General features: G+C 74.0%; 22 protein-coding genes and 1 pseudogene. 7 read left to right on the forward strand and 16 right to left on the reverse strand.

The annotated features are described in order from the left end of the window. Positions 1 to 239 precede the first annotated feature (239 nt). The 9 genes from OF117_RS00305 to OF117_RS00345 all read right to left on the reverse strand — a co-directional run bounded on the left by OF117_RS00305 (position 240) and on the right by OF117_RS00345 (position 11,707). Positions 240 to 1,868: an alpha/beta hydrolase gene (locus OF117_RS00305; RefSeq protein ID WP_263550786.1), complete on the reverse strand. Its 1,629-nt coding sequence runs from the start codon at positions 1,866 to 1,868 to the stop codon at positions 240 to 242. 234 nt (positions 1,869 to 2,102) lie between these two features. Next, complete coding sequence (locus OF117_RS00310; protein WP_263550787.1) at positions 2,103 to 3,719, reverse strand: alpha/beta hydrolase; 1,617 nt, start codon at positions 3,717 to 3,719, stop codon at positions 2,103 to 2,105. Between the two features lie 223 nt (positions 3,720 to 3,942). Next, complete coding sequence (locus OF117_RS00315) at positions 3,943 to 4,413, reverse strand: acyl-CoA thioesterase (protein ID WP_411969408.1); 471 nt, start codon at positions 4,411 to 4,413, stop codon at positions 3,943 to 3,945. Positions 4,414 to 4,583: 170 nt separating this feature from the next. Then, positions 4,584 to 5,567: a zinc-binding dehydrogenase gene (locus OF117_RS00320; protein ID WP_263550789.1), complete on the reverse strand. Its 984-nt coding sequence runs from the start codon at positions 5,565 to 5,567 to the stop codon at positions 4,584 to 4,586. A gap of 51 nt (positions 5,568 to 5,618) precedes the next feature. Then, positions 5,619 to 7,151, reverse strand: coding sequence for an aldehyde dehydrogenase (NADP(+)) (locus OF117_RS00325; RefSeq protein WP_263550790.1), 1,533 nt, complete (start codon positions 7,149 to 7,151; stop codon positions 5,619 to 5,621). A 24-nt stretch (positions 7,152 to 7,175) separates the two neighbouring features. Continuing rightward, the gene (locus OF117_RS00330; protein ID WP_263550791.1) at positions 7,176 to 8,348 is read right to left on the reverse strand and encodes an L-talarate/galactarate dehydratase; all 1,173 of its coding nucleotides are present in this window, start codon (positions 8,346 to 8,348) and stop codon (positions 7,176 to 7,178) included. Positions 8,349 to 8,371: 23 nt separating this feature from the next. Next, entirely contained in the window at positions 8,372 to 9,703 is a 1,332-nt protein-coding gene (locus OF117_RS00335; protein ID WP_263550792.1) for an enolase C-terminal domain-like protein, read from the reverse strand. 26 nt (positions 9,704 to 9,729) lie between these two features. After that, complete coding sequence (gene kdgD / locus OF117_RS00340) at positions 9,730 to 10,635, reverse strand: 5-dehydro-4-deoxyglucarate dehydratase (RefSeq protein ID WP_263551425.1); 906 nt, start codon at positions 10,633 to 10,635, stop codon at positions 9,730 to 9,732. A gap of 184 nt (positions 10,636 to 10,819) precedes the next feature. Next, complete coding sequence (locus OF117_RS00345; RefSeq protein ID WP_263550793.1) at positions 10,820 to 11,707, reverse strand: LysR family transcriptional regulator; 888 nt, start codon at positions 11,705 to 11,707, stop codon at positions 10,820 to 10,822. Positions 11,708 to 11,856: 149 nt separating this feature from the next. Between OF117_RS00345 and OF117_RS00350 the strand changes: the two are divergent. The 4 genes and pseudogenes from OF117_RS00350 to OF117_RS00365 all read left to right on the forward strand — a co-directional run. Beyond that, positions 11,857 to 12,780 (forward strand): annotated as a pseudogene (locus OF117_RS00350) (tripartite tricarboxylate transporter substrate binding protein); the annotation flags it as partial. 163 nt (positions 12,781 to 12,943) lie between these two features. Then, the gene (locus OF117_RS00355; protein WP_263550794.1) at positions 12,944 to 13,606 is read left to right on the forward strand and encodes a tripartite tricarboxylate transporter TctB family protein; all 663 of its coding nucleotides are present in this window, start codon (positions 12,944 to 12,946) and stop codon (positions 13,604 to 13,606) included. Positions 13,607 to 13,616: 10 nt separating this feature from the next. After that, positions 13,617 to 15,131 carry a tripartite tricarboxylate transporter permease gene (locus OF117_RS00360; RefSeq protein ID WP_263550795.1) on the forward strand — a complete coding sequence of 505 codons (1,515 nt, stop codon included), beginning with the start codon at positions 13,617 to 13,619 and terminating at the stop codon, positions 15,129 to 15,131. Next, a complete protein-coding gene (locus OF117_RS00365) occupies positions 15,128 to 15,517 on the forward strand; it encodes a universal stress protein (protein WP_263550796.1) in 390 nt (129 codons plus the stop codon). The genes OF117_RS00360 and OF117_RS00365 overlap by 4 nt, the downstream gene beginning before the upstream one ends. Positions 15,518 to 15,566: 49 nt before the next feature. Here OF117_RS00365 and OF117_RS00370 read toward each other — a convergent pair whose 3' ends face one another. After that, complete coding sequence (locus OF117_RS00370) at positions 15,567 to 16,985, reverse strand: ATP-binding protein (protein WP_263550797.1); 1,419 nt, start codon at positions 16,983 to 16,985, stop codon at positions 15,567 to 15,569. Continuing rightward, positions 16,982 to 18,640, reverse strand: coding sequence for an FAD-dependent oxidoreductase (locus OF117_RS00375; RefSeq protein WP_263550798.1), 1,659 nt, complete (start codon positions 18,638 to 18,640; stop codon positions 16,982 to 16,984). The genes OF117_RS00370 and OF117_RS00375 overlap by 4 nt, the downstream gene beginning before the upstream one ends. A gap of 133 nt (positions 18,641 to 18,773) precedes the next feature. Between OF117_RS00375 and OF117_RS00380 the strand changes: the two genes are divergently transcribed. After that, a complete protein-coding gene (locus OF117_RS00380) occupies positions 18,774 to 19,121 on the forward strand; it encodes a UBP-type zinc finger domain-containing protein (protein ID WP_263550799.1) in 348 nt (115 codons plus the stop codon). A 161-nt stretch (positions 19,122 to 19,282) separates the two neighbouring features. On the opposite strand, the gene OF117_RS00385 is transcribed toward OF117_RS00380, so the two are convergent. Then, entirely contained in the window at positions 19,283 to 19,759 is a 477-nt protein-coding gene (locus OF117_RS00385) for a winged helix-turn-helix transcriptional regulator (RefSeq protein WP_263550800.1), read from the reverse strand. 85 nt (positions 19,760 to 19,844) lie between these two features. On the opposite strand from OF117_RS00385, the gene OF117_RS00390 reads away from it, so the two are divergent. After that, on the forward strand, positions 19,845 to 20,375 hold the full coding sequence (locus OF117_RS00390; RefSeq protein ID WP_263550801.1) for a GNAT family N-acetyltransferase: 531 nt from the start codon (positions 19,845 to 19,847) through the stop codon (positions 20,373 to 20,375). A 61-nt stretch (positions 20,376 to 20,436) separates the two neighbouring features. After that, positions 20,437 to 20,580 carry a hypothetical protein gene (locus tag OF117_RS00395; RefSeq protein WP_263550802.1) on the forward strand — a complete coding sequence of 48 codons (144 nt, stop codon included), beginning with the start codon at positions 20,437 to 20,439 and terminating at the stop codon, positions 20,578 to 20,580. Between the two features lie 124 nt (positions 20,581 to 20,704). Here the strand turns inward: OF117_RS00395 and OF117_RS00400 are convergent, their stop codons facing one another. From OF117_RS00400 to OF117_RS00415, 4 genes are all read right to left on the reverse strand, one after another. Continuing rightward, complete coding sequence (locus OF117_RS00400) at positions 20,705 to 23,164, reverse strand: xanthine dehydrogenase family protein molybdopterin-binding subunit (RefSeq protein WP_263550803.1); 2,460 nt, start codon at positions 23,162 to 23,164, stop codon at positions 20,705 to 20,707. Further along, complete coding sequence (locus OF117_RS00405) at positions 23,161 to 23,682, reverse strand: (2Fe-2S)-binding protein (protein WP_263550804.1); 522 nt, start codon at positions 23,680 to 23,682, stop codon at positions 23,161 to 23,163. Before OF117_RS00405 ends, OF117_RS00400 begins: the two co-directional genes overlap by 4 nt. An 8-nt stretch (positions 23,683 to 23,690) precedes the next feature. After that, positions 23,691 to 24,560 (reverse strand): FAD binding domain-containing protein, encoded by an 870-nt coding sequence (locus tag OF117_RS00410; RefSeq protein ID WP_263550805.1) that lies wholly within the window; start codon positions 24,558 to 24,560, stop codon positions 23,691 to 23,693. A 146-nt stretch (positions 24,561 to 24,706) separates the two neighbouring features. Continuing rightward, entirely contained in the window at positions 24,707 to 26,551 is a 1,845-nt protein-coding gene (locus OF117_RS00415; protein WP_263550806.1) for a helix-turn-helix domain-containing protein, read from the reverse strand. Between the last annotated feature and the right edge of the window lie 37 nt (positions 26,552 to 26,588).

Genomic DNA, 26,588 nt, shown 5'->3' on the forward strand with positions numbered 1-26,588 from the left:
GCTCGGAACGGGTCGCATGGTGCCTGCTGCCTACGACAGAACGTGCTCCGCCGGCTCATCGGTCGCCACCGATTTACGGCCCGCCCGTCCGGTCGCCGGGCTGCGCGCCATCGTCGGACTTCGAGCCGACTCGAGGTCAAGGCCCGGTCCGCCGAGGCGATCGCGATCCCGGCAGCTCGATGCGCTCGACGCTCCAGGCGTACCGGCCGGGGACGTGTCCGGCCGGCCCGTCCGGTGGCTCAGCGCCGTCCGACGAGCACCCCGGTCCAGGTGAAGGCGGTGCGGCTGCCGGCGGTGACCTCCTCCGGCGCGACGAAGGGCACCTCCTGCTCGCAGACGGTGCCCGGCTCGGGCAGCGCGAGCTCGACCAGGTAGTCCTCCACGGCCGCGTCCACGCAGGTCGACTTGCCGCCGTAAGCGGTGTGGCCGTCGCCGTCCATGGTGAGCAGCCGCGCGTTGCCCAGGTCGGCGACCAGGCGCAGCCCGCCCGGGTAGGGCGTGGCCGGGTCGTAGGTGGTGTTGACGACCAGCGGTGCCGGGGCGGCGGGGTCCACGGTGAACGGGCCCGCGTAGGAGTCCTCGTCGTGCACCGGCCACAAGCCGTAGTTCAGCTCGGCGTAACCGCTGTTCCGCCAGAAGTGCGGGAACGACGCCCACGACTCCGAGCCGCGGTCGAGGTAGACGTCGACGTCACCCTTCGGGTAGCGCTGCTCCGACGCGCCGATCGCGAAGTACAGGTCCAACGCGTTCGAGTAGGTGCCGTCCTCCTCGCGCCCGTACGAGGCGTCGACGATCGCCCGGATGGAGCTGCCGTCGCCGGCGGCCGCCTCGACGAGCGCCGCGGCCAGCGCGCCCCACGCCCTCTCCGCGTAGAGCAACGACGAGGTCGCGGTCCGGATGGAGTCACCGCTGACCGGTTCCGGGTTGGGCTCGTACCCGTCGGCCGGGAGGGGTTCGGCGTCGGCGGCGGCGACCAGGGCGTCGTAGGCCTGCGACGGGCTCTCGCCGCCGAAGCCGGAGCACGCCTCCTGGTCGGCGGCGCAGGCCTCGAAGAAGCGGGACAGGGCGAGCTCGAAGCCGGCGGTCTGCTCGGCGAGGTTGCTCAGCGGGTCGTTGATGTAGCCCTCGGCGTCGATCGGGCCGTCGAGCACGAGCGCGCGGTGGTTCTCGGGGAACAGCGCGGCGTACGTCGCCCCGAGGAAGGTGCCGTACGAGAAACCCAGGTAGCTGAGCTTCTCGTCACCGACGGCCGCGCGCAGCAGGTCCAGGTCGCGCGCCACGTTCGCGGTGGAGACGTGCTCGAGGATCGGGCCGTTGCTCTCCAAGCAGGCGTCGACGTACGTCTGCACCTTCGTCATGTAGGCGTCCACGTCGATGTCGAGCGGCGTGGGGAAGGGGCTGGAGTAGATGCCGGTGGTCTCCTGGTCCACCCCGCAGTCGATGCCCGGAGTGCTCTGGCCGGTGCCGCGCGGGTCGAAGGCGACGAGGTCGAAGCGCTCGTTCAGCCCGCTCAGGAAGCCGGCACCCGCCCGTTGCAGGTAGTAGACCGACGGGGCACCAGGGCCACCGAAGTTGAAGAACAGCGACCCGATGCGCTGGTCGGGGGCGGTCGCCGGCGCCTTGGCGACGGCGATCTGCACCTGCTCACCGTCCGGATCGTCGTGGTCCAGGGGGAGGCCGGCTGTGGCGCACTGGACGCCGGCGGCGGTGGCCTCCTCCGTCAGCCCGCAGTCGACCCACGCCAGGTCGGGCACCGTGGCGGTGGACGGCGCCGGAGACGGCGCCGCGGGACCGGCCGCGGCACCGGAGGCCCCCACGGGGACCGACACTGCGAGCGCGACGCCGACGACGGCGGCGCGACGGGACACGGTTGCAGGCACGCGCGACCCCCCGTGGCAGAGGGCGCTGCGCGACCGAGCACCCGGTGGTCCCGGATCGAACACCCGGCTCCCGGCGATCACAAGTCGGTCTCGCGCGGACTCCGCCGGACTCCGCCGACCTCCGCCCCCGTGACGGCGGCGGGGGTGCGCTCCCGGGACAGGACCCTCCGCGCGCCGACGTGCCGGTGCCCCGCGGGGCATCGGCACGTCGGGTGCGGTGGATCAGCGGATGTGGGCGATGTGCGGCAGGGCGGTGCGCACGGCCGCCGAGGCCTCGGCCGGAGACGGCGCCGGGGCGACGAACGGCGTCTCCTCTTCGCAGACCGTCCCGGCCTCGGGCAGGGCGAGGTCGAACAGGTAGGCCTGGGTGGCTCCGTCGATGCAGGTCGACTTGCCGCCGTAGGCGGTGTGCCCGTCGCCGTCCATGGTGATCAGCCGGGCGTTGCCCAGGTCCTCGACGCTCCGGAGGGCCGCGTAGTACGGCGTCGCCGGGTCGTAGGTCGTGCCGATGACCAACGGTGCGGGCGCCGCCGGGTCGATGTCGAACGGCCCGGCATAGACGTCCTCGTCCTCGACCGGCCACAGCGCCAACGGGATCTCGGAGTAGGCGTAGTTCGGCCAGAAGTGCCGGATGGCCGCCCACTCGTCCTCGCCGCGCTCGATGTAGCTGTCGACGTCGGTCGGCCACTGCCTCTCGCTGCCCTGGATGGCGAAGAACCGGTCCGTCGACGGGTCACCCTCGGGGTAGACGATCTGGTCGATGATGGCCCGCACCAGCGAGCCGTCACCGGCCTCGGCCTCGGCCAGGGCCAGGGCCAGCAGTCCCCACAGCCGCTTCGCGTACAGCAGGGTGGTCGTGATGTCGCGGATGTCGTCGGCGATCACCGGCGTGGGGTCGGCGGTGTAGCGGTCCGCCGGGAGGGGGTCGGCCGCCGCGCGGGCGAGCAGCGCGTCGTAGGCGGCCAGCGGGTCCGCCCCGCCGAAGCCGGAGCAGGCCTCCTGGTCCTGCCCGCACGCGGCCGCGAACCGGTCGAGGGCCCGCTCGAAGCTGGCGGCCTGGGCGGTGGCGAGGCCCACCGGGTCGGAGATGTACCGCGCGATGTCGACCGGCCCGTCGAGCACGAGGGCCCGGTAGCCGTCGGGGAACAGGGCGGCATAGGTGGCGCCGAGGAAGGTGCCGTAGGAGAAGCCGATGTAGCTCAGCTTCTCGTCGCCCACGGCCTGGCGCAGCTGGTCGAGGTCACGCGCGACGTTGGCGGTCGAGAGGTGCGCGAGTGCATCGGGGTCGTTGGTGGCCACGCAGGCGTCGACGTAGGCCTGCGCCCCCGCGACGAGTTCCTCGGGGTTCACGTCGAACGGAGTGGGAGCGGGGCGCGGGAAGAACTCCCCGCTCAGCAGGTCGACCTGGCAGTTCACGGAGGGGACGCTCTGCCCGACGCCGCGCGGGTCGAACGCGACGATGTCGAAGCGCTCGTTGAGGGCGGCGAACAAGCCCGGCCCGGCCGCCTGGAGGTACTCGACCGCCGGCCCACCCGGCCCGCCGAAGTTGTAGAACAGCGAGCCGATCCGGTTCGCCTCGTCCGCCGCCGGCACCTTCGCCACGGCGATGGAGACCTGCTCGCCAGAGGGCTCGTCGTAGTCCAGCGGCAGCTCGGCCGAGGCGCACTGGACGCCGGCCGCGACGGCCTCCTCGGTCTCCCCGCAGTCGACCCAGTCGAGCGTCGGCACGGTGGCCGTCGTCGTGGCCGTCGTCGGGGCCGTCGTCGTCGCCGTCGCCGCGGTCGGCTCCGTGGCGCCGACCGCGGAGGCGCCGGTGGCGATCGTGGAGGTGACGGCCACGCCGACGACGGCGGCGCGGAGGGACGCGGTTGTCTTCACAGGCAGCCCCCGTGTCGGTGGGCACTGCTCTGCGAGCGCCCGGTGATCGGCATGGAACAGCACGAACACCGGGCATCACAAGTCGGTCACGCGCCGTGGATCTCCGAATCTGCACGTCAGCGTCCCGCGCCGGGGTCGTCCAGCGGAGGGGATCCGTGCGCGTGACGCGCGCGGATCCCCTCCGTCAGGTCGTCGGCTCGTCCGCCGCGGCCTTGATCTCGCTGTTCACCCGCTCGATCTCGCGGCGCAGCGCGCGCCGCCGCTCGGCGGCCGCGTGCCGGCGGCGCTCCTCCGCCGTGCGCGGGACCCACCGCGGCACCTCGACCGGACGGCGGTCCGGGTCGACCGCGACCATCGTGAAGTAGCAGCTGTTGGTGTGCCGGAGGGTGCGGCGGACGAGGTCCTGCGTCGTCACCCGGACGCCGATCTCCATGGAGGTGCGGCCGGTGTAGTTGACGCTGGCCTGGAAGGTCACCAGTTCGCCGACGTGGATGGGCTCGCGGAAGACGACCCGGTCGACCGACAGGGTCACCGCGTAGTTCCGCGCCCACCGCGTCGCGCAGGTGTAGGCGACCTGGTCGAGGTACTTGAGCAGCGTGCCGCCGTGCACGTTGCCCGCGAAGTTCGACATGTCCGGCGTCATCAGGATGGTCATGGACAACCGGTGCAGGTCGTCCTCGTCACCGCCGGGTGCTACCGGCCCTGGATCGTCCACGGGGTCCTCCTTCCCTGCCGCCGATCCTCACCCGCGGGGGACGGCGAGGTCGACCGACACGGGCACGAGCCCGCCGTCCCCCGGGGCGGCCGCCGGACCGGCCCCCGGCGTCACCGTGCCGCGCCGGTGATGTCGATGCCGATCTTCACCGCGCCCCGCCCGAGGTCGCGGGCCGCCTCCAACGCCTCCGGCACCTCCTCGAGCGGGAAGTCCGATCCCAGGCAGTGGTCGACCTCGACCCGCCCGGCGGCGACGTGCTCGACCGCGTCGCGGAAGGCGCGCAGCCCGGGCTCGCCCTGCGCTCCGGAGGCGAACAGCACACGCGCCGACTTCCGGTAGGCGGCGTACGTCGGAAAGGGGGCGTCCCCGAACCGCTCGGGGAAGCCGAAGCAGCCGACCGTGCCCTGCACCCGGACGGCGGCGACCGCCTCCGCCCGGGTCGCGTCGAGACCGACGGCCTCGACGACGAGGTCGGCCCCGACGCCGCCGGTGAGTTCGTGCACGGCCTCGACCAGCGACTCCCCCGGCGCGAGGACCGTGACGTCGGCCCCCAGGCGGCGGGCCACGGCCAGCCGCGCGGGACTGCGGTCGGACACCACGACCCGCGCGGCGCCCAGCCGCCGGAGCTGCTGGAGGAAGAACAACCCGGCCGACCCGGCCCCGACGACCGCGGCGGTCGCCACCGGCCCGGCGGGTGCGAACAGGCGCATCGCGAACAGCGTGGTGCCGTACTGCTGCGCCATGAGCAGACGGGCCGGGTCGCCGTCCGGCGGGAGCGGGACGAGGTGGTGCTCGGACACCAGTTGCTGCTCGGCGAAGCACCCGCCGACCACGGGCACGGTGAGCACGCGGTCGCCCGGCGCGAAGGCGGACGAACGGCTCTCCAGCACCGTCCCGACCCCCTCGTGCCCCGGGTAGCCGGGACGGCCGACGCCCTCGGGCTTGAGGAACCCGTGGTGGACGGCGTGGACGTCCGAGCCGCAGATCGACGCCCGCTCCATGCCGACGACGACGTCGCCCTCGCGCCGCGGCACGGGCGCGGGGAACTCGCCGACCTCGACCCGCCCCGGCCCGGGGACGAACGCCGCTCGCATCAGGGCCCTGCCCGGTGGACGGGCGGCGCGGCCACCGGCTCCGGCGCCCGCTCAGGCACCGGCCGGGCGGAGCACCCCGTCGACGCGGCGCGGGATGCCGGTGAAGCCGTCGGTGAGCTCCTCCGGGAGGACCTCCTGCGGCGCGTTCTGCCAGGCGACCGGGCGCAGGAACCGGCGGACCGCCGTGGTGCCGACGGAGGTGTGCTGGGAGTTCGTGCTGGGCCAGGGCCCGCCGTGGTGCTGCGCCCACGACACCGCCACCCCGGTCGGGTAGGCGTCGTAGACCAGCCGCCCGGCGCGGCCGCGCAGCTGCTGCGACACCGCCAGCGGCAGCGCGGTCTCACCGTCGCCCCGTAGCACCGTCGCGGTCAGCGACGACGGCATCCTCTCCAGCGCGGCCGACAGCCCGGCCTCCCCGTCGTAGCGGGCCACGACGGCCACCGGTCCGAAGCACTCCTCGGTCACGGCGTCCGGCAGGTCGGCGGCGTCCGTGGTGAGCAGCAGGGGCACGGCCTCGAAGCCCGCACCCGCCGGGTCGGCCCCCCGCGCGACCGGCCGGACGGCGCGCTGCCGGGCGAGCTCCCCGGAGATCCGCGCGTAGGCGGCCGCGATGCCCTCGTTGAGCAGCACCTGGGCCGGCAGCCGACCCACGGCGGTCGCCATTGCGTCGACCAGCGCGTCGCCGTCCGCGCCCGAGGGCACGAACGCCAGCCCCGGCTTGGTGCAGAACTGCCCGGCGCCCAGGGTGAACGACCCGACCAGCCCGGTGGCGATGTCGGCGGCCCGCTCCGCGGCCGCCTGCGGCGTGACGACCACCGGGTTGAGGCTGCTCAGCTCGCCGAAGAACGGGATCGGGTCGGGTCGGGACTCGATGATCTGCAGCAGCGCCCGGCCTCCGCCCACCGAGCCGGTGAAGCCGACGGCACGGATCGCCGGGTGGGCCATCAGGTCGGCGCCGCCCTGCACGCCGTGGACCAGGCCGAGGGTCCCCTCCGGCGCGCCGGCCTTCCGCGCCGCCTGCTCCAGCACCTCGAACACCAGCTGGGAGGTGGCCGGGTGGGAGCCGTGGGCCTTGACCACCACCGGGCAGCCGGCCGCCAGGGCCGAGGCGGTGTCGCCGCCGGGCACGGAGAAGGCCAGCGGGAAGTTGCTCGCGCCGAAGACGGCGACCGGGCCGATCGGCACGAGCATCCGGCGCAGGTCGGGGCGCGGCCCCATCGGCGTGTCGCCGGCGGGGTCGAGCGCCGCCTCCAGGTAGCCGCCCTCCTCCAGCACCTCGGCGAACAGGCGCAACTGGAAGCGGGTGCGGGTCAGCTCGCCGTTCAGCCGGGTCGCGCCGAGGGCCGTCTCCCGGTCGGCGACGGCGACCACGTCGTCCCGCCGGCCCTCCAGCGCGTCGGCGAGCGCCCGCAGCAGCGCGGCGCGGCCGGCCCGCCCCCGCTCCTCCAGCGCCGGTGCGGCCGCCAGCGCGGCGGTGCAGAGGCGGTCGACCTCCGCGGTCGTGGTCTCCTGCGCGACGACCTCGACGGTCGCGCCGGTGCGCGGGTCGATGCTGGCGACTCCGCGGACGGTGTCATCTGCCATGGGTTCCTCCAGGTGGGACGGGGTTCAGCGGGGCGCGTCGACGTGCACGCGATCCACGGTCCAGGCGCGCAGCTGGTCGCTGGGGGTCACGCCCAGGCCCGGGCGGTCGGAGAGGTGCATCCGGCCGTCCCGCGTCTCGAGCCGCTCGTCGAACAGGGGGTGCAGCCAGTCGAAGTGCTCGACCCACGGCTCGATCGGGTAGGCGGCGGCCAGGTGGACGTGGATCTCCATGGCGAAGTGCGGCGCCAGCCCCAGGTTGCGGTGCTCGGCGAGGGCGGCCAGCTTCAGGAACTGCGTGATGCCGCCGACCCGCGGCGCGTCGGGCTGGAGGATGTCGACCGCGCCCCGGCGGATGAGCTCGTGGTGCTCCGCCACGCTGGTGAGCATCTCGCCGGTGGCGATCGCGGTGTCCAGCGAACGGGCCAGCTGGGCGTGGCCCTCGGCGTCGTAGGCGTCGAGCGGCTCCTCGATCCACACCAGGTCGAACTCCTCCAGCCGGCGGCCGACCCGCATCGCGGTCGAGCGGTCCCACTGCTGGTTGGCGTCGACCATGAAGGGGACGCCGTCGCCGAGGTGCTCGCGCACGGCGCGCACCCGGCGCAGGTCCTCGGCGGAGTCCGGCAGGCCGACCTTGATCTTGATGCCCCCGACGCCCGACTCGAGGGTCCGGGTGGCGTTCTCCTTCACCTGCTCGACCGACTCGTGCAGGAAGCCGCCGGAGGTGTTGTAGCAGCGCACCGAGTCGCGGTGCGCACCGAGGAGCTTGGCCAGCGGCAGGCCGGCCCGTTTGGCCTTCAGGTCCCACAGCGCCACGTCGATCGCCGCGATGGCCTGGGTGGCGGCACCGCTGCGGCCGACGGAGGCACCGGCCCACACCAGCTTGGTCCACAGCCGGCCGATGTCGCTGGGGTCCTCCCCGATGAGGTCCGGGGCGATCTCGCGGGCGTGCGCGAACTGGGCCGGGCCGCCGGCGCGCTTGCTGTAGCTGAAGCCGACGCCCTCCAGCCCGGCCTCGGTGCGGATCTCGGCGAACAGGAAGGCGACCTCGGTCATCGGCCGCTGCCGGCCGGTGAAGACCTTCGCGTCGCTGATCGGGTTGGGCAGCGGCAGCGTGACCGAGGAGAGGGTCACCGACTCGATGCGGTCGAGCACCGCCGGGGCGCTGCGGGGGGCGAGGGTGGGGACGGTCGTGGTCACGGGGGCTCCTGGGTCGCGGACGGTCAGCGGACGAGGCAGGGACGCTTCGGGTCGAAGGACCAGCCGGGGACGAGGTACTGCATGGCGGCGGCGTCGTCGCGGGCACCCAGGCCGTGCTCCAGGTAGAGCTGGTGGGCGGCCCCGAGCGCGTCGCGGTCGATCTCCACACCGAGCCCGGGTGCGGTGGGCACCGCGATGGCGCCGTCCCGGATCCGCAGGGGCTCGCGGGTGAGCACCTGCCCGTCCTGCCAGATCCAGTGCGTGTCCAGCGCGGTGACGCTGCCGGGGGCGGCGGCGCCGACGTGGGTGAACATCGCCAGCGAGACGTCGAAGTGGTTGTTGCTGTGCGAGCCCCAGGTCAGCCCGAAGTCGGCGCACAGCTGGGCGACCCGGACCGAGCCGCGCATCGTCCAGAAGTGCGGGTCGGCCAGCGGGATGTCCACCGCGGAGGCCCGGATCGCGTGCGCCATCTGCCGCCAGTCGGTGGCGATCATGTTGGTCGCGGTCGGCAGTCCGGTGGCCCGCCGGAACTCGGCCATCACCTCGCGCCCGGAGAAACCGCCCTCGGCCCCGACCGGGTCCTCGGCGTAGGCGAGCACACCGTGCAGGTCGCGGCACAGCTCGACGGCCTCGGTCAGCAGCCAGCCGCCGTTGGGGTCCAGCGTGATCCGCGCGTCCGGGAACCGCTCGGCCAGCGCGCGGACGGCGGCCACCTCCTCCTCGCCGGGCAGCACGCCGCCCTTGAGCTTGAAGTCGGAGAACCCGTAGCGGGCCTGCGCCGCCTCGGCCAGCGCCACGACGGCGTCGGGCGTCAGCGCCGGCTCCCGGCGCAGCCGCTCCCAGTCGTCGGCGGGGTCGTCCTCGGCGAGGTAGGGCAGGTCGGTGGCCCGCCGGTCGCCGACGTAGAAGAGGTAGCCGAGCATCGGGACGGCGTCGCGCTGCTGCCCCTCGCCCAGCAGCTCGGCCACCGGCACGCCCAGGTGCTGGCCGAGCAGGTCGAGCAGGGCCGACTCCAGCGCCGTCACCGCGTGGATCGTCGTCCGCAGGTCGAAGGTCTGCAGTCCGCGGCCGGCGGCGTCCCGGTCGGCGAAGGCGGTCGCCACCGACCGCAGGAGCTGGGCGAACTGCGCGACCGGCCGGCCGGTCAGCAACGCGCCGGCGTCCTCGATGGTGCGCCGGATGGCCTCCCCGCCGGGCACCTCCCCGACGCCGACCCGCCCCTCGCTGTCGGTGACCAGCGCGATATTGCGGGTGAAGAAGGGACCGTGCGCGCCGCTGAGGTTCAGCAGCATGCTGTCGTGCCCGGCGACGGGCACCGCTTCGACGGACACGACGGTGGGCGTGCGGCCTGTCATCGCTCGTTCCTCCGGGCGGTGGGCGGTCAGGAGACCTTCTCGACCAGTGCGGTCAGCTCGGCCAGCTCCGCCTCCGTGAGGTCGGTCAGCGGCGGGCGCACGCGGCCGCCGTCCCGGCCGACGGCGGTGAGCCCGGCCTTGACGATGGAGACGGCGTACCCCTTGGCGCGGTCGCGGATGTCGAGGTAGGGCAGCACGAACTCGCCGAGCATCCGGTACACCGCCGTCCGGTCCTGCGCGCGCACCGCCGCGTAGAAGCGGAGGGCGAACTCGGGCAGGAAGTTGTACAGCGCCGACGAGTAGGTGCTCACGCCGAGCTGGAGCAGCGGCAACGCGAACGTCTCGGCCGTGGGCAGGCCGCCGACGTAGATCAGCCGGTCGCCGACCCGGGCGTAGGTCCGGGTCATCTGCTCGATGTCGCCGACGCCGTCCTTGAGCCCGATCAGGTTCGGGTTGCGGTCGGCGACCTCGGCCACGGTGGCGTCGGTGAGCACGGCGTTGGCCCGGCTGTAGACGATGACGCCCAGGTCGGTCGCTCGGCAGACCGCGCCGATGTGCTCGACCAGGCCGCGCTGGTCGGCCTCGGTGAGGTACGGCGGGAACAGCAGCAGCCCCGAGGCCCCGGCGGCCTGGGCGGCCTTCGCCTGCGCCACCGACACCACCGTGCCGCCGGTCGCCGGCGCGACGACCGGCACCCTGCCGGCCACCTCGTCGACGGCGACGCGCACCACGCGGTCCATCTCCTCGGAGGTCAGCGAGAAGCCCTCACCGGTCCCGCCGGCGGCGAACAGCCCGGCGACGTCGAAGCCGGACTGCCAGGCGAGGTGCTGCCGGTAGCGCGGCTCGTCGAACTGCAGGTCGGCGTCGAAGTGGGTCACCGGGAAGGAGAGCAGGCCGGACTTCAGCCGGGCGGCGAGCTCTTCGGGGGACATCGCGGTCACGGGGTCGTCCTCGGGATCGACGGGGCGCCGCGCTCGACCGGCGCGGGCGGTGGTCGGCGTCACCGTAGGAACGCCTGTCGATGCGTGTCCAAGTGCGCTTCCGCATCGCGCGATGCCCGATGAGCATCGACGGGGTCGGCACCGGGGTGCAGGACCGCGGGTTGGACGATGCGGTTCAGAACCGCCGGCCGGACAGGACGCGCAACACCTGCCGCAGCGCGGGGTTGCGGGAGCCGCGGAGCCAGAGCAGGTGCAGCTCGACCGGCTCGGGCACGGGCAGGTCGAGGGCGACGAAGTCGACACCGGCGATGCCGAGCCGGGCCGCGGACGCCGGCACGAAGGCGATCCCCCGTCTCGCGGCGACCAGCCACACCATGGTGAGCACCTGGCTCACGGTGTGGACGACGTTCTCGTGGGCGAGCGGCACGGAGGTCACGACCAGGTCGTAGAAGTACCGCGCACTGACCGGCGAGTGCATGATCACCGGCTCGGCGGCCAGGTCGGCCGGTCCGGCGGGACGGCCGAGCCGGGTCAGGGGATGCCCCTCGGGCACCGCGACCAGGAGGGCCTCCCGGTGCAGCAGCCGGGAGTCGAAGGTCTCCCGGTCGAAGGGCGGGCGGCTCAGGCCGAGGTCGAGTTCCTCGCGCAGCAGCGCGGCGACCTGCTCCCGGGTGACGCCCTCCTGCAGGTCGATGTCGACGTCCGGCAGCTCCGCCGCGAGCACGTTGAGCAGCCGGCCGAGCGTCCCGTACGTCGACGCGGCGGTGAAGCCGATCCGCACCAGACCGGCCGAGCCCGAGGACACCCGGCGCGCCAGCGCCGGGGCCGCGTCGGCGAGGGCGAGCAGCCGGCGGGCCTCGGTGAGGAAGGCCTGCCCGGCGGCCGTGAGGACGACCCGGCGGTTGTCGCGTTCGAGCAGTTGCGCGCCGACGACCCGCTCGAGCTTCTGGATCTGCCGGCTGAGCGGGGGTTGGGTGATCTGCAGCCGCTCGGCGGCGCGCCCGAAGTGGAGCTCCTCCGCGACGGCCACGAAGCCGCGGAGCTGCTCCAGGGTGAACGCCATGCCGTCAAGGTATCAACCAATGCTCCATTGGTTTTGGACAGGCATGAGACGCCGTCCATACGCTCCGCTCGACCGAGATCCGGTGAGCCCGCTCACACCGACGGACCACCACCCCGCGCGTTCGACGAGCGCTCGACGAGGAGATGGACATGCCCAGCACCCACCACGCCCGGCGGACCGCGCTCGCGGCCGCAGGCCTCGCCGCGACCCTCACCCTGGCCGCCTGCGGCGGCAACCTCGGCGGCGGGAGCACCGAGGCCGGCGCCGACACCTTCCCCGACGGCCCCATCACGTGGCTGGTCGGCCAGGACCCGGGCGGCAGCACCGACCTGATCACCCGCGCCATCGCCGAGCAGCTCTCCGACGAGCTCGGCGTCCCCGTCACGGTCGAGAACCGCCCCGGCGCCAACGGCGCGGTGGCCGCCCAGGAGCTCGCCGGCGCCGAGCCGGACGGCCAGACGCTGCTGACCTTCGTCGGGAGCCTGGCCTACATCACCCCCCTCGCGGTGAGCGAGGAGGAGGCGGTCGACATCAACGACTACGAGGTCGTCACCGGCCTCTCGCTCGACGACTACGTCCTCGTCACCGCGCCGTCCTCGGGCTTCACCACCGTCGACGACCTCGCGGCGGCCGGGCGGCCGGTCACCTTCGGCACCACCGGCGTCGGCACCGGCAGCCAGCTCTCCCAGGAGCTGCTGTTCAACCAGGCCGGCATCGACGCCACCGCGGTGCCCTTCGACGGCGGGGCGCCCACGCTGACCGCCGTCCTCGGCGGTCAGGTCGACGTCGCGTCCGTGCAGCTCGGCGAGGCGATCACCCAGATCGAGGCGGGCGAGCTGACCCCGATCGTCACCTTCGCCGAGGAGCGCCCGAGCTACCTCCCCGACGTCCCGACCGCGATCGAGGCCGGATACGACGTGCCGGTGCAGCAGTCGCGCGCGGTCGTCGCGCCCCAGGGCACCCCGGAGGAGGTGCTCGACGAGCTGCGGACGGCCTTCGAGGGCGTCTTCGGGTCGGAGACCTACCAGACGTTCAACGAGGAGCGGCTGCTCACCCCCAACGAGCTCGGCGGCGACGAGCTGCAGGCGCAGTGGACCGAGAACCTCGAGCGCTACCGCACCGTGGTCGACGAGTACGGCATCGACCTGAGCGGGACCGCGGGACCGACCCCGCGGGGTCGGTCACGCGACCCGCACCCCGGGGCACGGCCCCGGCGACCGGAGCCGAGGAGGAGCCATGACATCCGCCCGCAACGGCACGGCGCGGCCCTCCGGTCCCGGCGGCACCCCCGCCGCCGGGACCGGCCCGGCCGGCGACCCGGCCGGCGACCCGGCCGGCGACCCGGTCCCCGCTCGGCCGGCGCCGCAGGACGGCGGCGTCCCCGCTGTCGCGGAGGCCGCCGACGAGGTCCTGGACGACGAGGTGGCCGCCGACGAGGTGCTGGAGGAGGAGCGCCCGCCACCCGCGGGCCCGGTCGCCAACGCCCTGATCGCCCTCGGCGTCATCGCCCTCGGCGTGGTGACGGCGGTCGGCGCCACCGCGCTGGAGCTCGGCACCGCCTCGGCGCCCCGCCCCGGGCTGTGGCCGTTCCTGATCGGCATCGCGCTGGTCGCCTTCGGCGTGGGCCTGCTGGCGCTGGTCCGCCGGACCGCCGACGCCGAGCGCTTCACGCGGGCGAGCTGGCTGGTCGTCGCGGGGCTGGCCACCATGGTCGCCTTCGTCGCGCTCGTCGGCGTGATCGGCTTCGAGATCCCCGCCGCGCTGCTGCTGTTCGTGTGGCTGCGGTTGCTCGGTCGCGAGGGCTGGCGGCTGTCGCTGGTCACCAGCGTCGCCGCGGTCGTCGCCTTCTACCTGGTCTTCGTCGTGGCCCTCTCGGTCCCGATCCCCCACCTGTTCTGAGGAGTCAGCGGTGGATCTCGCCCCGGTGCTGGACGGCTTCGGCGTCGTCCTCGAACCCACGAACCTGCTCTACTGCCTGCTGGGCGTGCTCATCGGCATGCTCATCGGCGTCCTGCCCGGCCTGGGTCCGGCGGCCACCATCGCCATCCTGCTGCCGCTGACCCTCGGCATCGAGCCGGTCACCGCCATCATCATGCTGGCCGGCATCTTCTACGGCGCCCAGTACGGCGGGACGATCACCTCGGTCCTGCTCCGGCTGCCCGGCGAGGCCTCCTCGGTGGTGACCGTCTTCGACGGGCACGCGCTGGCGCGCTCCGGTCGCGCCGGGACGGCGCTGGGCATCGCGGCCATCGGTTCCTTCGTCGGCGGGACCGTGTCGGTCGTCGCCCTCTCCCTGGTCGCGCCGCTGGTGGCCGGCTTCGCCCTGGACTTCGGCCCTCCGGAGTACACGGCACTCGCCCTGCTGGGCATCCTGCTCGTCTCCACGGTCAGCGTCGGCGACCGGCTCAAGGCGGTCACCGCCGCCGCCGTCGGACTGCTGCTGGCCACGGTGGGCCGGGACAGCTTCACCGGCGCCGAGCGCTTCACGTTCGACAACCTGAACCTGGCCGACGGCCTGGACTTCGTGCCGATCGCGATGGGCCTGTTCGGCCTCGGCGAGATCCTCTACAACCTGGAGGAGCGGCACCGGGCCGTGCAGGCCCCGTCGACGGTCGCCAACGTGTGGCCCTCGCGGGCGGACCTGCGCCAGTCCTCCGGCGCGATCGGCCGCGGCTCGGTCCTCGGCTTCTTCCTCGGCATCCTGCCCGGCGGCGGGGCGACCCTGTCCTCCCTGGCGGCCTACGCGCTGGAGAAGCGGCGGTCGAAGACCCCCGAGCGGTTCGGCAAGGGCGCGGTCGAGGGCGTGGCCGCCCCCGAGACGGCGAACAACGCCGCCGCGACGTCGTCGTTCATCCCGCTGCTCACCCTGGGCATCCCCGCGAACGCGACGATGGCGGTGATCTTCGGGGCGCTGCTCATCCAGGGCATCACGCCCGGTCCCCAGCTCGTCGACCAGGACCCCGAGCTGTTCTGGGGCGTGGTCAACTCCATGTACATCGGCAACATCCTGCTGCTGATCATGAGCATCCCGCTGGTCGGCGTGTTCGTGCGCATCCTGCGGGTCCGCGCGACGGTGCTGGCGCCGATCACGGTCCTCATCACGCTGATCGGCGTCTACACCGTCCGGAACAGCGTCTTCGACATCGGCCTGGTCGTCGTCTTCGGCGCCCTCGGCTACCTGATGAAGAAGCTCGGCTTCGACCCCGGGCCGCTCGTGCTGGCCTTCGTGCTCGGTGCCCTGCTGGAGAACAACCTGCGCCGGTCGCTGCTGATCTTCGAGGGCGACCCGAGCGGCTTCCTGACCCGCCCGATCTCCGGGACGCTGCTGGTCCTGCTCCTGGTCGTGGCGGTCCTGCCTGTGATCACCAAGACCGTCGCCCGGCGCCGTGCCGCGCGCCCGGCCGAGACCGAGGAGCTCGTGTGACCGTCCTGCTCGGATACCTGCCGACCCCCGAGGGCGACGCCGCCTTCCTGGCCGCGCTCGGGGAGGCCCGCCGCCGGGGGGAGCGCCTCGTCGTGGTCAATTCGCCCCGCAGCGGGGCGCCGGTGAGCACCGAGGTCGCCCCGGACACCGCCGTCCGGACGATGACCGCACGGGCCGAGGAGGCCGGCGTCGAGCTGGAGCTGCGGCAGGCCGCTCACGACGGTGACGCGGCCGACGAGGTCCTGCGCGTCGCGGGCGAGGCGGACGCCTCGGTGATCGTGATCGGCCTGCGCCGCCGGTCGCCGGTGGGCAAGCTGCTGATGGGCAGCACCGCGCAGCGCATCCTGCTCGACGCCGACCGCCCGGTGCTCGCGGTCAAGCCCTGACCCCGAGCGGAGGAGATCCGTGCGCGTGACCCGCACGGATCTCCTCCGGTCAGGTCAGGGGCAGGCGCACCTGGAAGCGGGTGTCCCCCGGGGCCGAGCGCACCCGCAGGTCGCCGCCGTGCCGCTGGACGACGATCCGCCACGAGACGTCCAGGCCCAGCCCGGTCCCCTGCCCGACCGGCTTGGTGGTGAAGAACGGCTCGAAGATCCGCCGCCGCAGCTCCTCGGGCACGCCGGGTCCGGTGTCGGCCACCTCGACCAGGGCGCTGTCGCCGTCGCGGGCGGTGCGCAGGGTGAGGGTCCCCTCCCCGGCCATCGCATCGAGCGCGTTGACCACCAGGTTGGTCCACACCTGGTTGAGCTCGCCGGCGTAGGCCGGCACCCGCGGCAGCGAGCGGTCGTACTCCTTGACCACCCGGACGCCGGCGCCGATCTTGCGGCCGAGCATCACCAGCGTCGCGTCCAGGCCGGCGTGCAGGTCGGTCGGCTGGTGCGGCGCGCGGTCCAGCTGGGAGTACTGCTTGGCCGCGTCGACCAGCGCGGTGATGCGGCCGGTGCTGTCGGTGATCTCCGCGAGCAGCGTCTCGGTCTCGACGGTGTACGCCAGCCAGCGCAGCGCCGGTTCCAGGAAGGACGGCGCCACGGTGGCCGCCACCCGGTCGAGGTCGCCGGCGTCCAGTCCGGCACCCACGAAGACGGCGGCGAGCTCCCACGGCGAGGCGATCCCGCGCTGCTCCAGCCAGTCGCCCAGCTCGTCCTCGCGGTCGGACCGCTGCAGCGCGGTCAGCTCCACACCGCCGTCGATGCGGGCGACGAAGTCCTCCTGCAGCCCGGTCAGGGAGCGCAGGACGGCACCGTCGATGCGACCGTCGGACAGCAGCGCCAGCTTGTGCCGCATCCCGGCGAACCGGTCGCGGAGCGCGGCGGTGGCCCGCGCCGCGGCCGCCGCCGGGTTGTTCAGCTCGTGGGTCAGGCCGGCGGTCAGCTTGCCGAGGGCGAGCAGCCGCTCCCGCTGGCCGACCAGCTCGGCCGCGCTGCGCTGCCCGACGAACATCCCCTCCAGCAGGTGCACCGCCATCGGGTACCACCGCCGGAACACGGTGGCGAACTGCTCGGCGGGCAGCGCCAGGAACCGGCAGTCGGTGAGCGCGGTGACGCTGCCGCCGTAGACCTGGTCGAGCCGGTCGCCGAAGTAGAACTGCACGGCGCCGGCGTAGACCCCCGGGGAGTCGGTCCGGACGATCTCCACGTCGTCGCCCCCGACCCGCCGCGACATCCGCAGCGCGCCCTCGAGCAGCACGTAGAAGCACTCGGCCGGCTCGCCCTCCCGGTAGAGGGCCGTGCCGGCGGGGCAGCCCACGACGTCACCGTGCTCGGCGACCCACGCCAGCTGGTCGTCGTCGAGGTCCTCGAAGAGGAACAGCTCGCGCAGCTCGGCCGGTCCGAGCCGCGCGGCCGGGCCGCTCACCGCTCCCCCAGGTAGCGGTGCACGAGCGTGACCGCCATGGCGCCCTCCCCGACCGCCGAGGCGACCCGCTTGACCGAGTCGGCCCGGACGTCACCGGCGACGAAGACGCCCGGCAGGCTCGACTCCAGGAAGTAGGGGTCGCGCTCCAGCGGCCAGCCCGCCGGCGGGCGGCCCTCGCGCAGCAGGCCCGGGCCGGTCGGGATGAACCCCCGCCCGTCCCGCAGCACCTGCCCGTCGAGCCAGTCGGTGCGCGGCGCCCCGCCGATGAAGACGAACAGGTGGGACGCCGGCACCGTCGTCCGTTCTCCCGTCCGGGCGTCCTGCAGGGTGAGCGCCTCCAGGTGGCCGTCGCCCCGCGCCGCGGCCACCGTCGTGCAGGTGTGCACGGTGACGGTGTCGATCCCGGACAGCTGCTCGACCAGGTAGTGCGACATCGAGCTCTGCAGCGACGAGCCGCGCACCAGCAGGTGCACCGCGCGGGCGTACCGCGCGAAGAAGACCGCCGCCTGGCCGGCGGAGTTGGCCCCACCGACCACGTACACCTCCCGGCCGGCGCACTCGGCCGCCTCGGTCAGCGCCGAGCCGTAGTACACGCCGCGGCCGGTGAGGCCCTCCGCGCCGGGCACGTCGAGCTGGCGGTACGACACACCGGTGGCCAGGACGACGGCGTGCGCGGCGATGCTGCCGCCGTCGGCGAAGCGCAGCACCCGCTTGGGGCCGTGGACCTCCAGCGCCACCGCGTCGCGGGCGAGCAGCAGCTCGGCGCCGAACCTGCCCGCCTGCCGCCGCGCCCGCTCGGCGAGCTGGCCGCCGGAGACGCCGTCCGGGAAGCCGAGGTAGTTCTCGATGCGGCTGCTCTGGCCGGCCTGGCCTCCGGTGGCCGACCGCTCGACGAGCACCGTCCGCAGCCCCTCGGACGCCCCGTACACGGCCGCGCCGAGCCCGGCCGGGCCGCCGCCGACCACGACCAGGTCGTAGAAGTCGGCGGTCGGCTCGACCCCGAGGCCGACGACTGCGGCGACCTCCGCCTCGGACGGCGAGCGCAGCACCCGGGCGTCCGGCGTCACGACGACCGGGACGTCGTCCTCGGAGGCCCCGGCGGCGGCCAGCAGCCGGCGGGCCTCCGGCTCGTCGACGCCGTACCACCGGTAGGGGACGGCGTTGCGCGCGAGGAAGTCGCGGATCCGGAACGACGGCGCCGACCACCGGTGCCCCACCAGCTTGACGTCCTCGACGGCCGTGTCGCGGCTGTCCCGCCAGGCCTCGGTCATCGCGTCGACGACCGGGTAGAGCTTCTCCTCCGGCGGGTCCCACGGCTTGAGCAGGTAGGCGTCGACGTCGACGAGGTTGATCGCCTGGATGGCCGCGTCGGTGTCGGCGTACGCGGTCAGCAGGCAGCGTCGCGCCCGCGGGAACAGGTCCATCGCCTGCTCGAGGAACTCGATGCCGTTCATCGCCGGCATCCGGTAGTCGGCCAGCAGGACCGCGACCCGGTCGCCGCGGAGCTTGAGCTCGCGCAGCGTCTCGAGCGCCTCCGCGCCGGAGCCCGCGCGCAGCACCCGGTGGTCGTCGCCGTAGCGGCGGCGCAGGTCGCGGGCGACCGCGCGGGACACCCCCGGGTCGTCGTCCACGCTGAGCAGGACCGGCTTGCCCATCGGGCCTCCCGTCACGGCGGTCCGGGCGGCGGCGGACGCCGGCCGGCGGACAGCACGGCGGCGGCGGGCTTGCGGCGACCACCCCGCGCGCGCAATCTCACGCTAGACCGTCGGCGTGGACACGGGAGGGGCCATGACGGCACCGGCCGGCATCGACGTGACGGCCCCGCCCTCCGGCGCGGGGTGCCTGGAGTGCGAGGCGACCGGCGGGTGGTGGTTCCACCTGCGCCGGTGCGCGCAGTGCGGGCACGTCGGCTGCTGCGATTCCTCGCCGTCCCGCCACGCGCGGGCGCACGCCGCGGACACCGGCCACCCGGTGATCCGCAGCTTCGAGCCCGGCGAGAGCTGGTTCTACGACTTCACCACCGAGCGGATGCTGCGCGGGCCCGAACTCGCCCCGCCGCAGCACCACCCGCTCGACCAGCCGGCCCCCGGGCCGCGCGGCCGGGTACCGGCCGACTGGCAGGTCCACCTCCGCTGAGGGGCCTCCGCGACCCGGTCTCGCGGACCGGCCTCGCCCCGCGGTGCCGGTCCTCGTGCTGCAGGGTGAGGGCGGCCACCGCACGGTGGGGGTCGACGGGGGGGCGCGGGAGGACGGCGACGGCCGGCCCGCCGTGAGGACGCCCGGGTGACGCCGCGCGGTCAGGCGGACGGCGGCTCGCCCGCGGCGACCGGCTGGATGCGCGGTCGCACCTCGCGCGCCCCGGAGAGCTCGTGCCCCGCGCCGCAGACCAGCGCCAGCCGCACCGGCTCCCCGCAGTCGCGGTGCCGCAGCTCGACCGGGCGGTCCCCCTCCTCGGCCAGCCACCGGTCGCCCCAGTGCATGAGCGCCACCAGCGTGGGATAGAGGTCGAGGCCCTTCTCGGTCAGCCGGTACTCGTGCCGCTGCCGCTCCCCCTCGGCGCGGTAGGGCACCCGGCGGAGGATGCCCTGCTCGACGAGCGTCGCCAGCCGGTCGGTCAGCACCGCCTTGGGGGCACCGAGCACCCGCTGCAGGTCGGCGAACCGCCGTACGCCGAGGAAGGCCTCGCGGAGCACCAGCAGGCTCCACTTCTCCCCCACCACCGCGAGCGTGCCCGCCACCGAGCAGCGCGACCGGTCCCACGAGGCGTCCGTCACAGGTGCAGCGTATCCGACGCTGAGTTCACTTGACGAACCTGGCCATAGAAGAGCAAAGTTCGTATCACGAACTCAGGAGGTCGCCATGGACGTCGTGGTCCCGACCCGGCCGGTGAGCCCGGACGACCTGCCGCGCTTCGGCCGGCTCTGGCCGCGGCTGTCGCCCGACACCGTCTACCGCCGCTTCCACGCGCCCCTGCGCAGCCTCCCGCCGGAGACGGTCCGCCGCTTCGTCGAGGTCGACCACGACCGGCGCGAGGCCGTGGTAGCGACGCTCGGCGACGAGGTGATCGGCGTGGCCCGCTACGACCGCTCCCCCGACGACCCGGGGACGGCGGAGTTCGCGATCGTCGTCGAGGACGCGTGGCAGGGCGCCGGCGTGGGCCGGCAGCTGCTCGTCGAGCTGGTCGACCTCGCCGCCCGGCGCGGCGTGCACACCTTCACCGCGACCGTGCAGCCGGACAACGAGCGGGTCCTCGGCCTGATCCGCCGCGTGCTGCCCGGCTCGACGCTGCACCCCGACGGCGACGTGGTCGAGGTGCGCAGCCCGCTGCGCCCGCCCGCCGCGGCCGCGCCGGCCGCCGTCCCGCCCGAGCCCCTGGCCCTGTCCTGCTGAGCCCTGTCCTGCTGAGCCCTGTCCTGCTGAGCCCTGTCCTGCTGGATCCGGAGGAACCGCCGTGACCGTCCTGCGCACCTACCTCGCCCGCACCCGTGCGGCCCGCGCCCGCCGGCGCGACGAGCGCGCCCTGCGCCGCGCGCTGGCCGGCGCGCCGACCCTCGAGTCGGCGCACGAGATCGCCGCCCTCGCCGCCCGTCGCTGACCGTGAGCGCGGTCCGGTGATGCCCGCGTGACGCGGGGGTGACACCGCTCCGGGACAGTTCCCGGCGGCGGGGCGGTGGTCGCCGCCCGCGGCCGGCGGCCCGGTACGCGCGCCGCTCCCCGGGTCACCGTCCGCCGGTCACGACTCCGGCCGCCCTGATGGCGGCCCGGAGCCGGTCCGGGGTCATGGGCAGCTCGGTGACCCGCACGCCGAGCGGCGCGAGCGCGTCGTTGACCGCCGCGTTCAGCGCGGCGGGAGCCATCATCCGACCGCCCTCCCCGCCCCCCTTGATCCCGTGCGGCGTGTAGGGCGACGGCGTCTCCACGTGGCCGATGCGCAGGTGCGGTACCTCCATGGCCGTCGGGATCGAGTAGTCCAGGAAGCTGCTGGTGATCAATTGGCCGGTGTCGTCGTAGACGAACTCCTCGTAGAGCGCCGTGCCGATGCCCTGGGCGGTACCCCCGACGATGTGGCCGGCCAGGGAGCGCGGGTTCACCAGCGTGCCGCAGTCGTGCACGGCGGCGTAGGCGAGGATCCGCACCTCACCGGTGGCGATGTCCACCTCGACTACGGGGACGTGGCAGGCGTGCCCCATGAACGGGTAGAAGACGCCGAGGTCCTTGCGGTCCGCCGAGGGCATCGTCGTGTAGGGGTGGTCGAAGACCTGGCTCTCCTCCAGGCCGCTCTCCACGTCCTCCGGGAAGCTGTGCTTGAACAGGTGCAGGGCGATCGCGATGTCCCCGAGGGTCTTGCGCTGCTCGGGCACCCCCCTGACCTGGTAGCCGCCGTCGAACCACTCGAGGTCGTCCGGGTCGACCTCCATCAGCTCCGAGGCCGCCCGTCGGGCCTTCCGCTTGATCTTCGCGCTGGCTCCTTCCACCGCACCCGCGAGCATCACGGTGGTACGTGACCCTCCAGGGCCGGTGGCCGGCAACCCACCCTGGCTGCCGTGGTAGATGATCGAGACGTCGTGCGGATCGCAGTCGAACTCTTCGGCGACCAATTGGGCCACCATCGTCTCGGGGCTGTTGCCCCAGAACGCGCAGCTGTACAGGGTGGCCGTGATCCCCCCGGTCGCGTCCACGTTGAGGGTGACCGATTCCGGCATCGACGTCACCGGTGCGCCGGGCTCGTCGAACCAGAACCAGAACTCGGTGGCGGAGAAGACGCTCCGTTCCTGGGCGGCGATGAGCCCGACGCCGAGGTAGCGGCCCTCCTCGCGCGCCTGGGTCTGCTCGGCCCGCCAGCGGTCGTACTCGCCGATCTCGAGGGCCTGGTCCAGGACGGCGTCGTAGTTCCCCGAGTCGTAGACGTTGCCGGTGGGGATGAAGTACGGGAACTGGTCCGGCCGGATGAAGTTGCGGCGCCGGATCTGCACGGGGTCCATGCCTAGCTCCCGCGCGGCCTTGTCCACCATCTGTTCGAGCATCCAGTTGTTGACCTCGGAACCGAAGCCGCGGTAGGCGCCCTGCTGGTTCTTGTTCGTCAACGCCGCCCGGACGCGGTACCGGACGCTGTCGATCGTGTACGGACCCGTGACCTGGGCGAGCGCATTGCCGTGGTGCCCCACGCCGAACTGGATGTAGGCCCCGTAGTCGTCGACGGTGTCGATGTCGATGCCGCGGATCCGGCCGTCCCTCGTCACCGCGAGCCGGACGTCGTACACCCGGTCGCTGCCGTGGTGGTCGCAGTTGGAGATGTTGTCGACCCGGTCCTCGAGGTAGACCACCGGCCGCCCGACGAGCCGCGAGCACATCGCGGCCAGCACCAGCGGCTTGGTGACGAACAGTTTCGAGCCGAAGCTGCCGCCCGCCGGCACCTGGTGGATGTCCAGCTTGTTGGCGGGGATCCTGAGGGTGTTGGCCACCATGAACAGGTAGCTCGTGAACGACAGCGAGTTGGTGTGCGCGGTCAGCTGCCCGGTGCTCGGGTCGAAGTCGGCGATCGCGCCCACCGTCTCCAGCGGCTGGCCGCCGGAGCGGTGCCAGCGCAACCGGTCCCGCACCACGAGGTCCGCGGCCGCGAAATCCGCGTCGACGTCACCGAAGTCGAACGTGCGCTCGTAGGCCAGGTTGCTGCCGAGCGCCTCGTGCACGAGGGGCGCGCCGGCATCGAGTGCACGCTCCGGGTCGACGACGGGGGGCAGCGGGTCGTAGTCGACGTCGATGAGGGCGAGTGCGTCCTCGGCCAGGTAGCGGTCGTCGGCGACCACGACCGCCACCCCCTCGCCCACGTAGCGCACCTTGTCGACGGCCAGACAGCGCCACGTGTGCTTGGCCGGGTCGGGGCCGAAGTCGGGCAGCGGTTCGGTCAGCTCCGCCGCTTGCGCCCCGGTGACCACGGCGTACACCCCGTCCAGCGCAGCCGCGGCGTCGGTGTCGATGGAGACGATGCGGGCGTGCGCGTGGGGGCTGCGCAGCACGGCGGCGTGCAACGTGCCCGGACGCACGAGGTCGGCGATGTAACCGCCGCGGCCGCGCAGGAACTTCGGGTCCTCGACGCGCCGGATCGACTTGCCCACCCACTTACGGTTCTCCGGGTGGCTGCGCACCGGGGGTGCCGGCGGACGAGCGGTGGTGGTCATGCCTTCGCCTCCGTCGGCACGGTCGGGTCCCACGGGTTCTCGCTGCGCATCCGGGGTGCGGCGGCGAGCACCGCCTCCACGATGTACTGGTAGCCGGTGCACCGGCACAGGTTGCTGGCGATGCCCTCGCGCACCTGGTCGGGCGTCGGGTCGGGGACCTGCTCGAGGATCTCGACCGCCCGCATCAGCATCCCGGGCGTGCAGTAACCGCACTGCAGCCCCTGTTTGTCCCAGAACTCCTCCTGCAGCGGATGCAGCCGCATCCCGTCGGCCAGCCCCTCCACCGTGCGCACGGACCGCCCGTCGGCCTGGACCGCCAGCGTGATGCAGGCCCGGACGCTGGCATCGTCGAGCAGGACGGTGCACGTGCCGCAGACCCCGTGCTCGCAACCGATGTGCGTGCCCGGCAGGCCCAGGTCGTCGCGCAGCACGTCGACGAGCAGCCGCCGCGGCTGCACCGCGAGGACGTGCCGGCGCCCGTTGACGGTCAGCGTGATCTCCTGCAGTTCCTCGGTCATGTCGGGTCTCACCTCCGGTCGAGCGCGCGCTCCGTGGCGCGCTCCAGCGCCTCGCGCAGGCAGCTCCTGGCGATGTCGATACGGGTGGCCGAGCCGGCGTGCAGATCTCCGGCGGGGTCGAGCCCTGCCGTCCCCGCGTCGACGGCCGCATCGATGGCCGCGCTCCCGGCGGTCGATCCTTCCCATGCCTGCTCCGCTGCGGTGAGGCGCAGCGGCGTCCCGCCGAGACCGCTGGCCGCGATGGCGGACCGGGTGATCCGCCCGTCGGCCAGGGCGACGAGCACAGCGACGGCGACGACGGCGAAGTTGCCGTGCGTGCGCGAGAACTCGACGAAGGCGTGCCCGCCGGGGAAGGACCGGAAGCGCACCTCGGTGAGGATCTCGTCGGCTCCGAGCGCGGTCGTGAAGGGACCTTGGAAGAAGTCGGCGGCGGTGATCCGCCGCTCGCCCCCGGGACCGACGGCGGTCAGCTCGGCGTCCATCGCGAGGGCGACGGCGGGGAGCTCGGCGGCCGGGTCGGCGTGGGCGATGCTGCCGACGACGGTGCCGCTGTTGCGGATCGGCGGGTGCGCCACGTGCCCCAGCGCCTCGGCGAGCAGCGGCGCGGCCAGCGCGACCTCCGGGCTCCGCTCGGCCGTTGCCTGCCGGACCATGGCGCCGATGACGAGCTCCCCGCCGGCGAGCCTGATGGTGTCCAGCCCCGCCACGCGGCGGAGGTCGATGACGTGGCCGGGCTGGGCGAGCCGGAAGTTCATCAGCGGCACCAGGCTCTGGCCTCCGGCGAGGACGCGAGCGTCGTCGGCGGCGTGTTCCGCGAGCAGGGCGACCGCGTCCGCGACGGTGGTCGGCGACGAGTAGCGGAAGGGCGGCGGCTTCACGGCGGCCTCCTCGGTGCGACCGGCTCCTCGGGATGTGCGGCGATCGTCCCGGGCGGTCCCGTGCGGCGACCATGGTGCGGCGGCCAGCAAGCCGTCCGACGGTTGGGGCGTGGCACAACGCCTCCCCGCGGCCGACCCGCCTCCGGTCAGGACAGGTCGTGGACCGTCAGCGCGAGTTGGAGCTCGAGACGCACATCCGGGCCCCGGAGATCACGATCGAGCAGCCGTTCCACCTTGGCCAGGCGGTAGGCGACGGTGTTGGGGTGGACGACGAGCACCGAGGCGGTCGTGGCGGTCGAACACCCCGTCGACAGCCAGGTCCGGAGCGTGGCCAGGAGATCACCGCCCCGTCCGCGGTCGTGCTCGATCAGCGGCGCGAGCTGCCGCCGCGCGAAGCTGCGAAGGACCTCCGAGGTCCCGGTCTCCAGCAACAACGCGCTGAGACCGAGGCTGCGGACGTCGACGAAGCCCCCGGGGACTCGCGCCGTCCGCCGGAGTCGGGCCGCACCGGCAGCGATCCGGAAGGCGACGGCGTAGTCCGCCACGCGCGTCACGGTCGGACCGACGGCCACCGTGACGGTGGCCCCGGACCCCAGGGCCCGCTGCAGATTCTCGTGGGCACGCCGCAGTCCGGCCGCCGGGTCGTGCTCGGCCGGGGCGAGCAGGACCTCGAGGTCCTCGTAGGGACCGATGAGGGCGGGCACCTCCCGCTCGGTGGCGGCCCGGACCGACCTTCGCCACCGGTCCACGGGCTGCGGGGGATCGACGGCGAGCACGGCCAGCACGTGCGGGCGCAGCAGGTCGTGGCCGAGTGCGGCCGCGCGCGCGACGACGGTGCGTTGCTCCAGCCCCTCCGACCGGAGCAACCCGCCGATCAGATCACCGGACGCCCGGGCCTCGACCTCGGCCAGCCGCCGCTGGTGGCGCAGTTCCAATCCGACCACGAGAGCGAAGCGCTCGATGACCTGCCGCTCCGCGGACGTCGGGCCGCCCCGCGGGTCGACCACCCAGAGACGACCTGCGAGATCGTCGTCGAGCACCAGGGGCACGACCCACACCTCCGGCTCGGGTCGGGGTGGGTGACCGACCGCCGCCGCGCCGGGCCGCCCTCCCCGGCCGTCGGGCACACGCATCGCGGAGCAGCGGTGTGCCGACCCGGCGCGTGCCGCCCACCGGGCAGCGCGGTGCCGGGACGCGACCGGCGGCGGCCGGTACCCCTCCTCCGGCGCCCGGGCCAGGACGTCCCCTCCGGCGTCCTCGACGGTCACCGAGGCCCGGCACGTGGTCGCCAGAGCCGACACCAGACCCGGGAGACCGACGTCTGCCATGGCCAGTCCCATGAGGGCGTGGTCCTGCTGCTCGGCCCACTCCTGCAGCGCCCGACCGCGCCGCAGCTCGTCGTTCGCCCGTGACAGCTCGCCGATCGTGCGCTCCTGCGCGACACGCAGCCGCGCGCTCTCCAGCGCGACTGCCGCCTGGTCGGCCAGCAGCTCGACCAGCTCCCGGTCTGCGACGCCGAACGTGCGCGGGGCCGCCGAGTGACCCACGAGCACACCGGACCGCGCCGTCGCGGCACCCAGGGGGGCGGCGACCAGGCTCCGGTAGCCCTGCGCCTCGGCGAGCACGCGAAGCCTGCCGTGTCGACGGTCCGCGAGCACGTCCGGCACCACGACCGTGCGGTTCTCGCGGAAGGCCCGGGCCGCGGGGGTGTCCAGGTCCGGACCCGGCGGATGGATCAGCGGTGATCCGTCGTCCGCGACCATCGCGACGTAATCGGCCGTCAGCCCGGACGAGCCGGCCAGCTGCAGGCGCTCCCCTCTCGAGTCGGCCAGGAGGACGGCGCAGTACTCGAACCCGATGAGCGAGCAGGCGCCGGCCGCGACGCGGCCGAGCAGCACGTCCGGCGACTCGGCCGCGTTGGCCGCACGGACGATGTCGCCGACGGCGGCCATCCAGGAGCGCAGCGGGACGGGCACCCCAGGCGCGCGCACGCGCCCACTGTGGCGCCGCTCGCCGGCGGAGGACAAG

The organism is Geodermatophilus sp. YIM 151500 (assembly GCF_025716945.1).
Lineage (GTDB): Bacteria > Actinomycetota > Actinomycetes > Mycobacteriales > Geodermatophilaceae > YIM-151500.

Bases quoted from the DNA above. Each gene is read 5' to 3' on its own strand.
- OF117_RS00315 (WP_411969408.1), bottom strand. From the start codon at position 4,413: ATGACCATCCTGATGACGCCGGACATGTCGAACTTCGCGGGCAACGTG.
- OF117_RS00320 (WP_263550789.1), bottom strand. From the start codon at position 5,567: ATGCGAGCGGCGTTCGTCCCCGGGCCGGGGCGGGTCGAGGTCGGCGAG.
- OF117_RS00325 (WP_263550790.1), bottom strand. From the start codon at position 7,151: ATGGCAGATGACACCGTCCGCGGAGTCGCCAGCATCGACCCGCGCACC.
- OF117_RS00335 (WP_263550792.1), bottom strand. From the start codon at position 9,703: ATGACAGGCCGCACGCCCACCGTCGTGTCCGTCGAAGCGGTGCCCGTC.
- kdgD (WP_263551425.1), bottom strand. From the start codon at position 10,635: ATGTCCCCCGAAGAGCTCGCCGCCCGGCTGAAGTCCGGCCTGCTCTCC.
- OF117_RS00345 (WP_263550793.1), bottom strand. From the start codon at position 11,707: ATGGCGTTCACCCTGGAGCAGCTCCGCGGCTTCGTGGCCGTCGCGGAG.
- OF117_RS00355 (WP_263550794.1), top strand. From the start codon at position 12,944: ATGACATCCGCCCGCAACGGCACGGCGCGGCCCTCCGGTCCCGGCGGC.
- OF117_RS00375 (WP_263550798.1), bottom strand. From the start codon at position 18,640: ATGGGCAAGCCGGTCCTGCTCAGCGTGGACGACGACCCGGGGGTGTCC.
- OF117_RS00380 (WP_263550799.1), top strand. From the start codon at position 18,774: ATGACGGCACCGGCCGGCATCGACGTGACGGCCCCGCCCTCCGGCGCG.
- OF117_RS00390 (WP_263550801.1), top strand. From the start codon at position 19,845: ATGGACGTCGTGGTCCCGACCCGGCCGGTGAGCCCGGACGACCTGCCG.
- OF117_RS00400 (WP_263550803.1), bottom strand. From the start codon at position 23,164: ATGACCACCACCGCTCGTCCGCCGGCACCCCCGGTGCGCAGCCACCCG.
- OF117_RS00405 (WP_263550804.1), bottom strand. From the start codon at position 23,682: ATGACCGAGGAACTGCAGGAGATCACGCTGACCGTCAACGGGCGCCGG.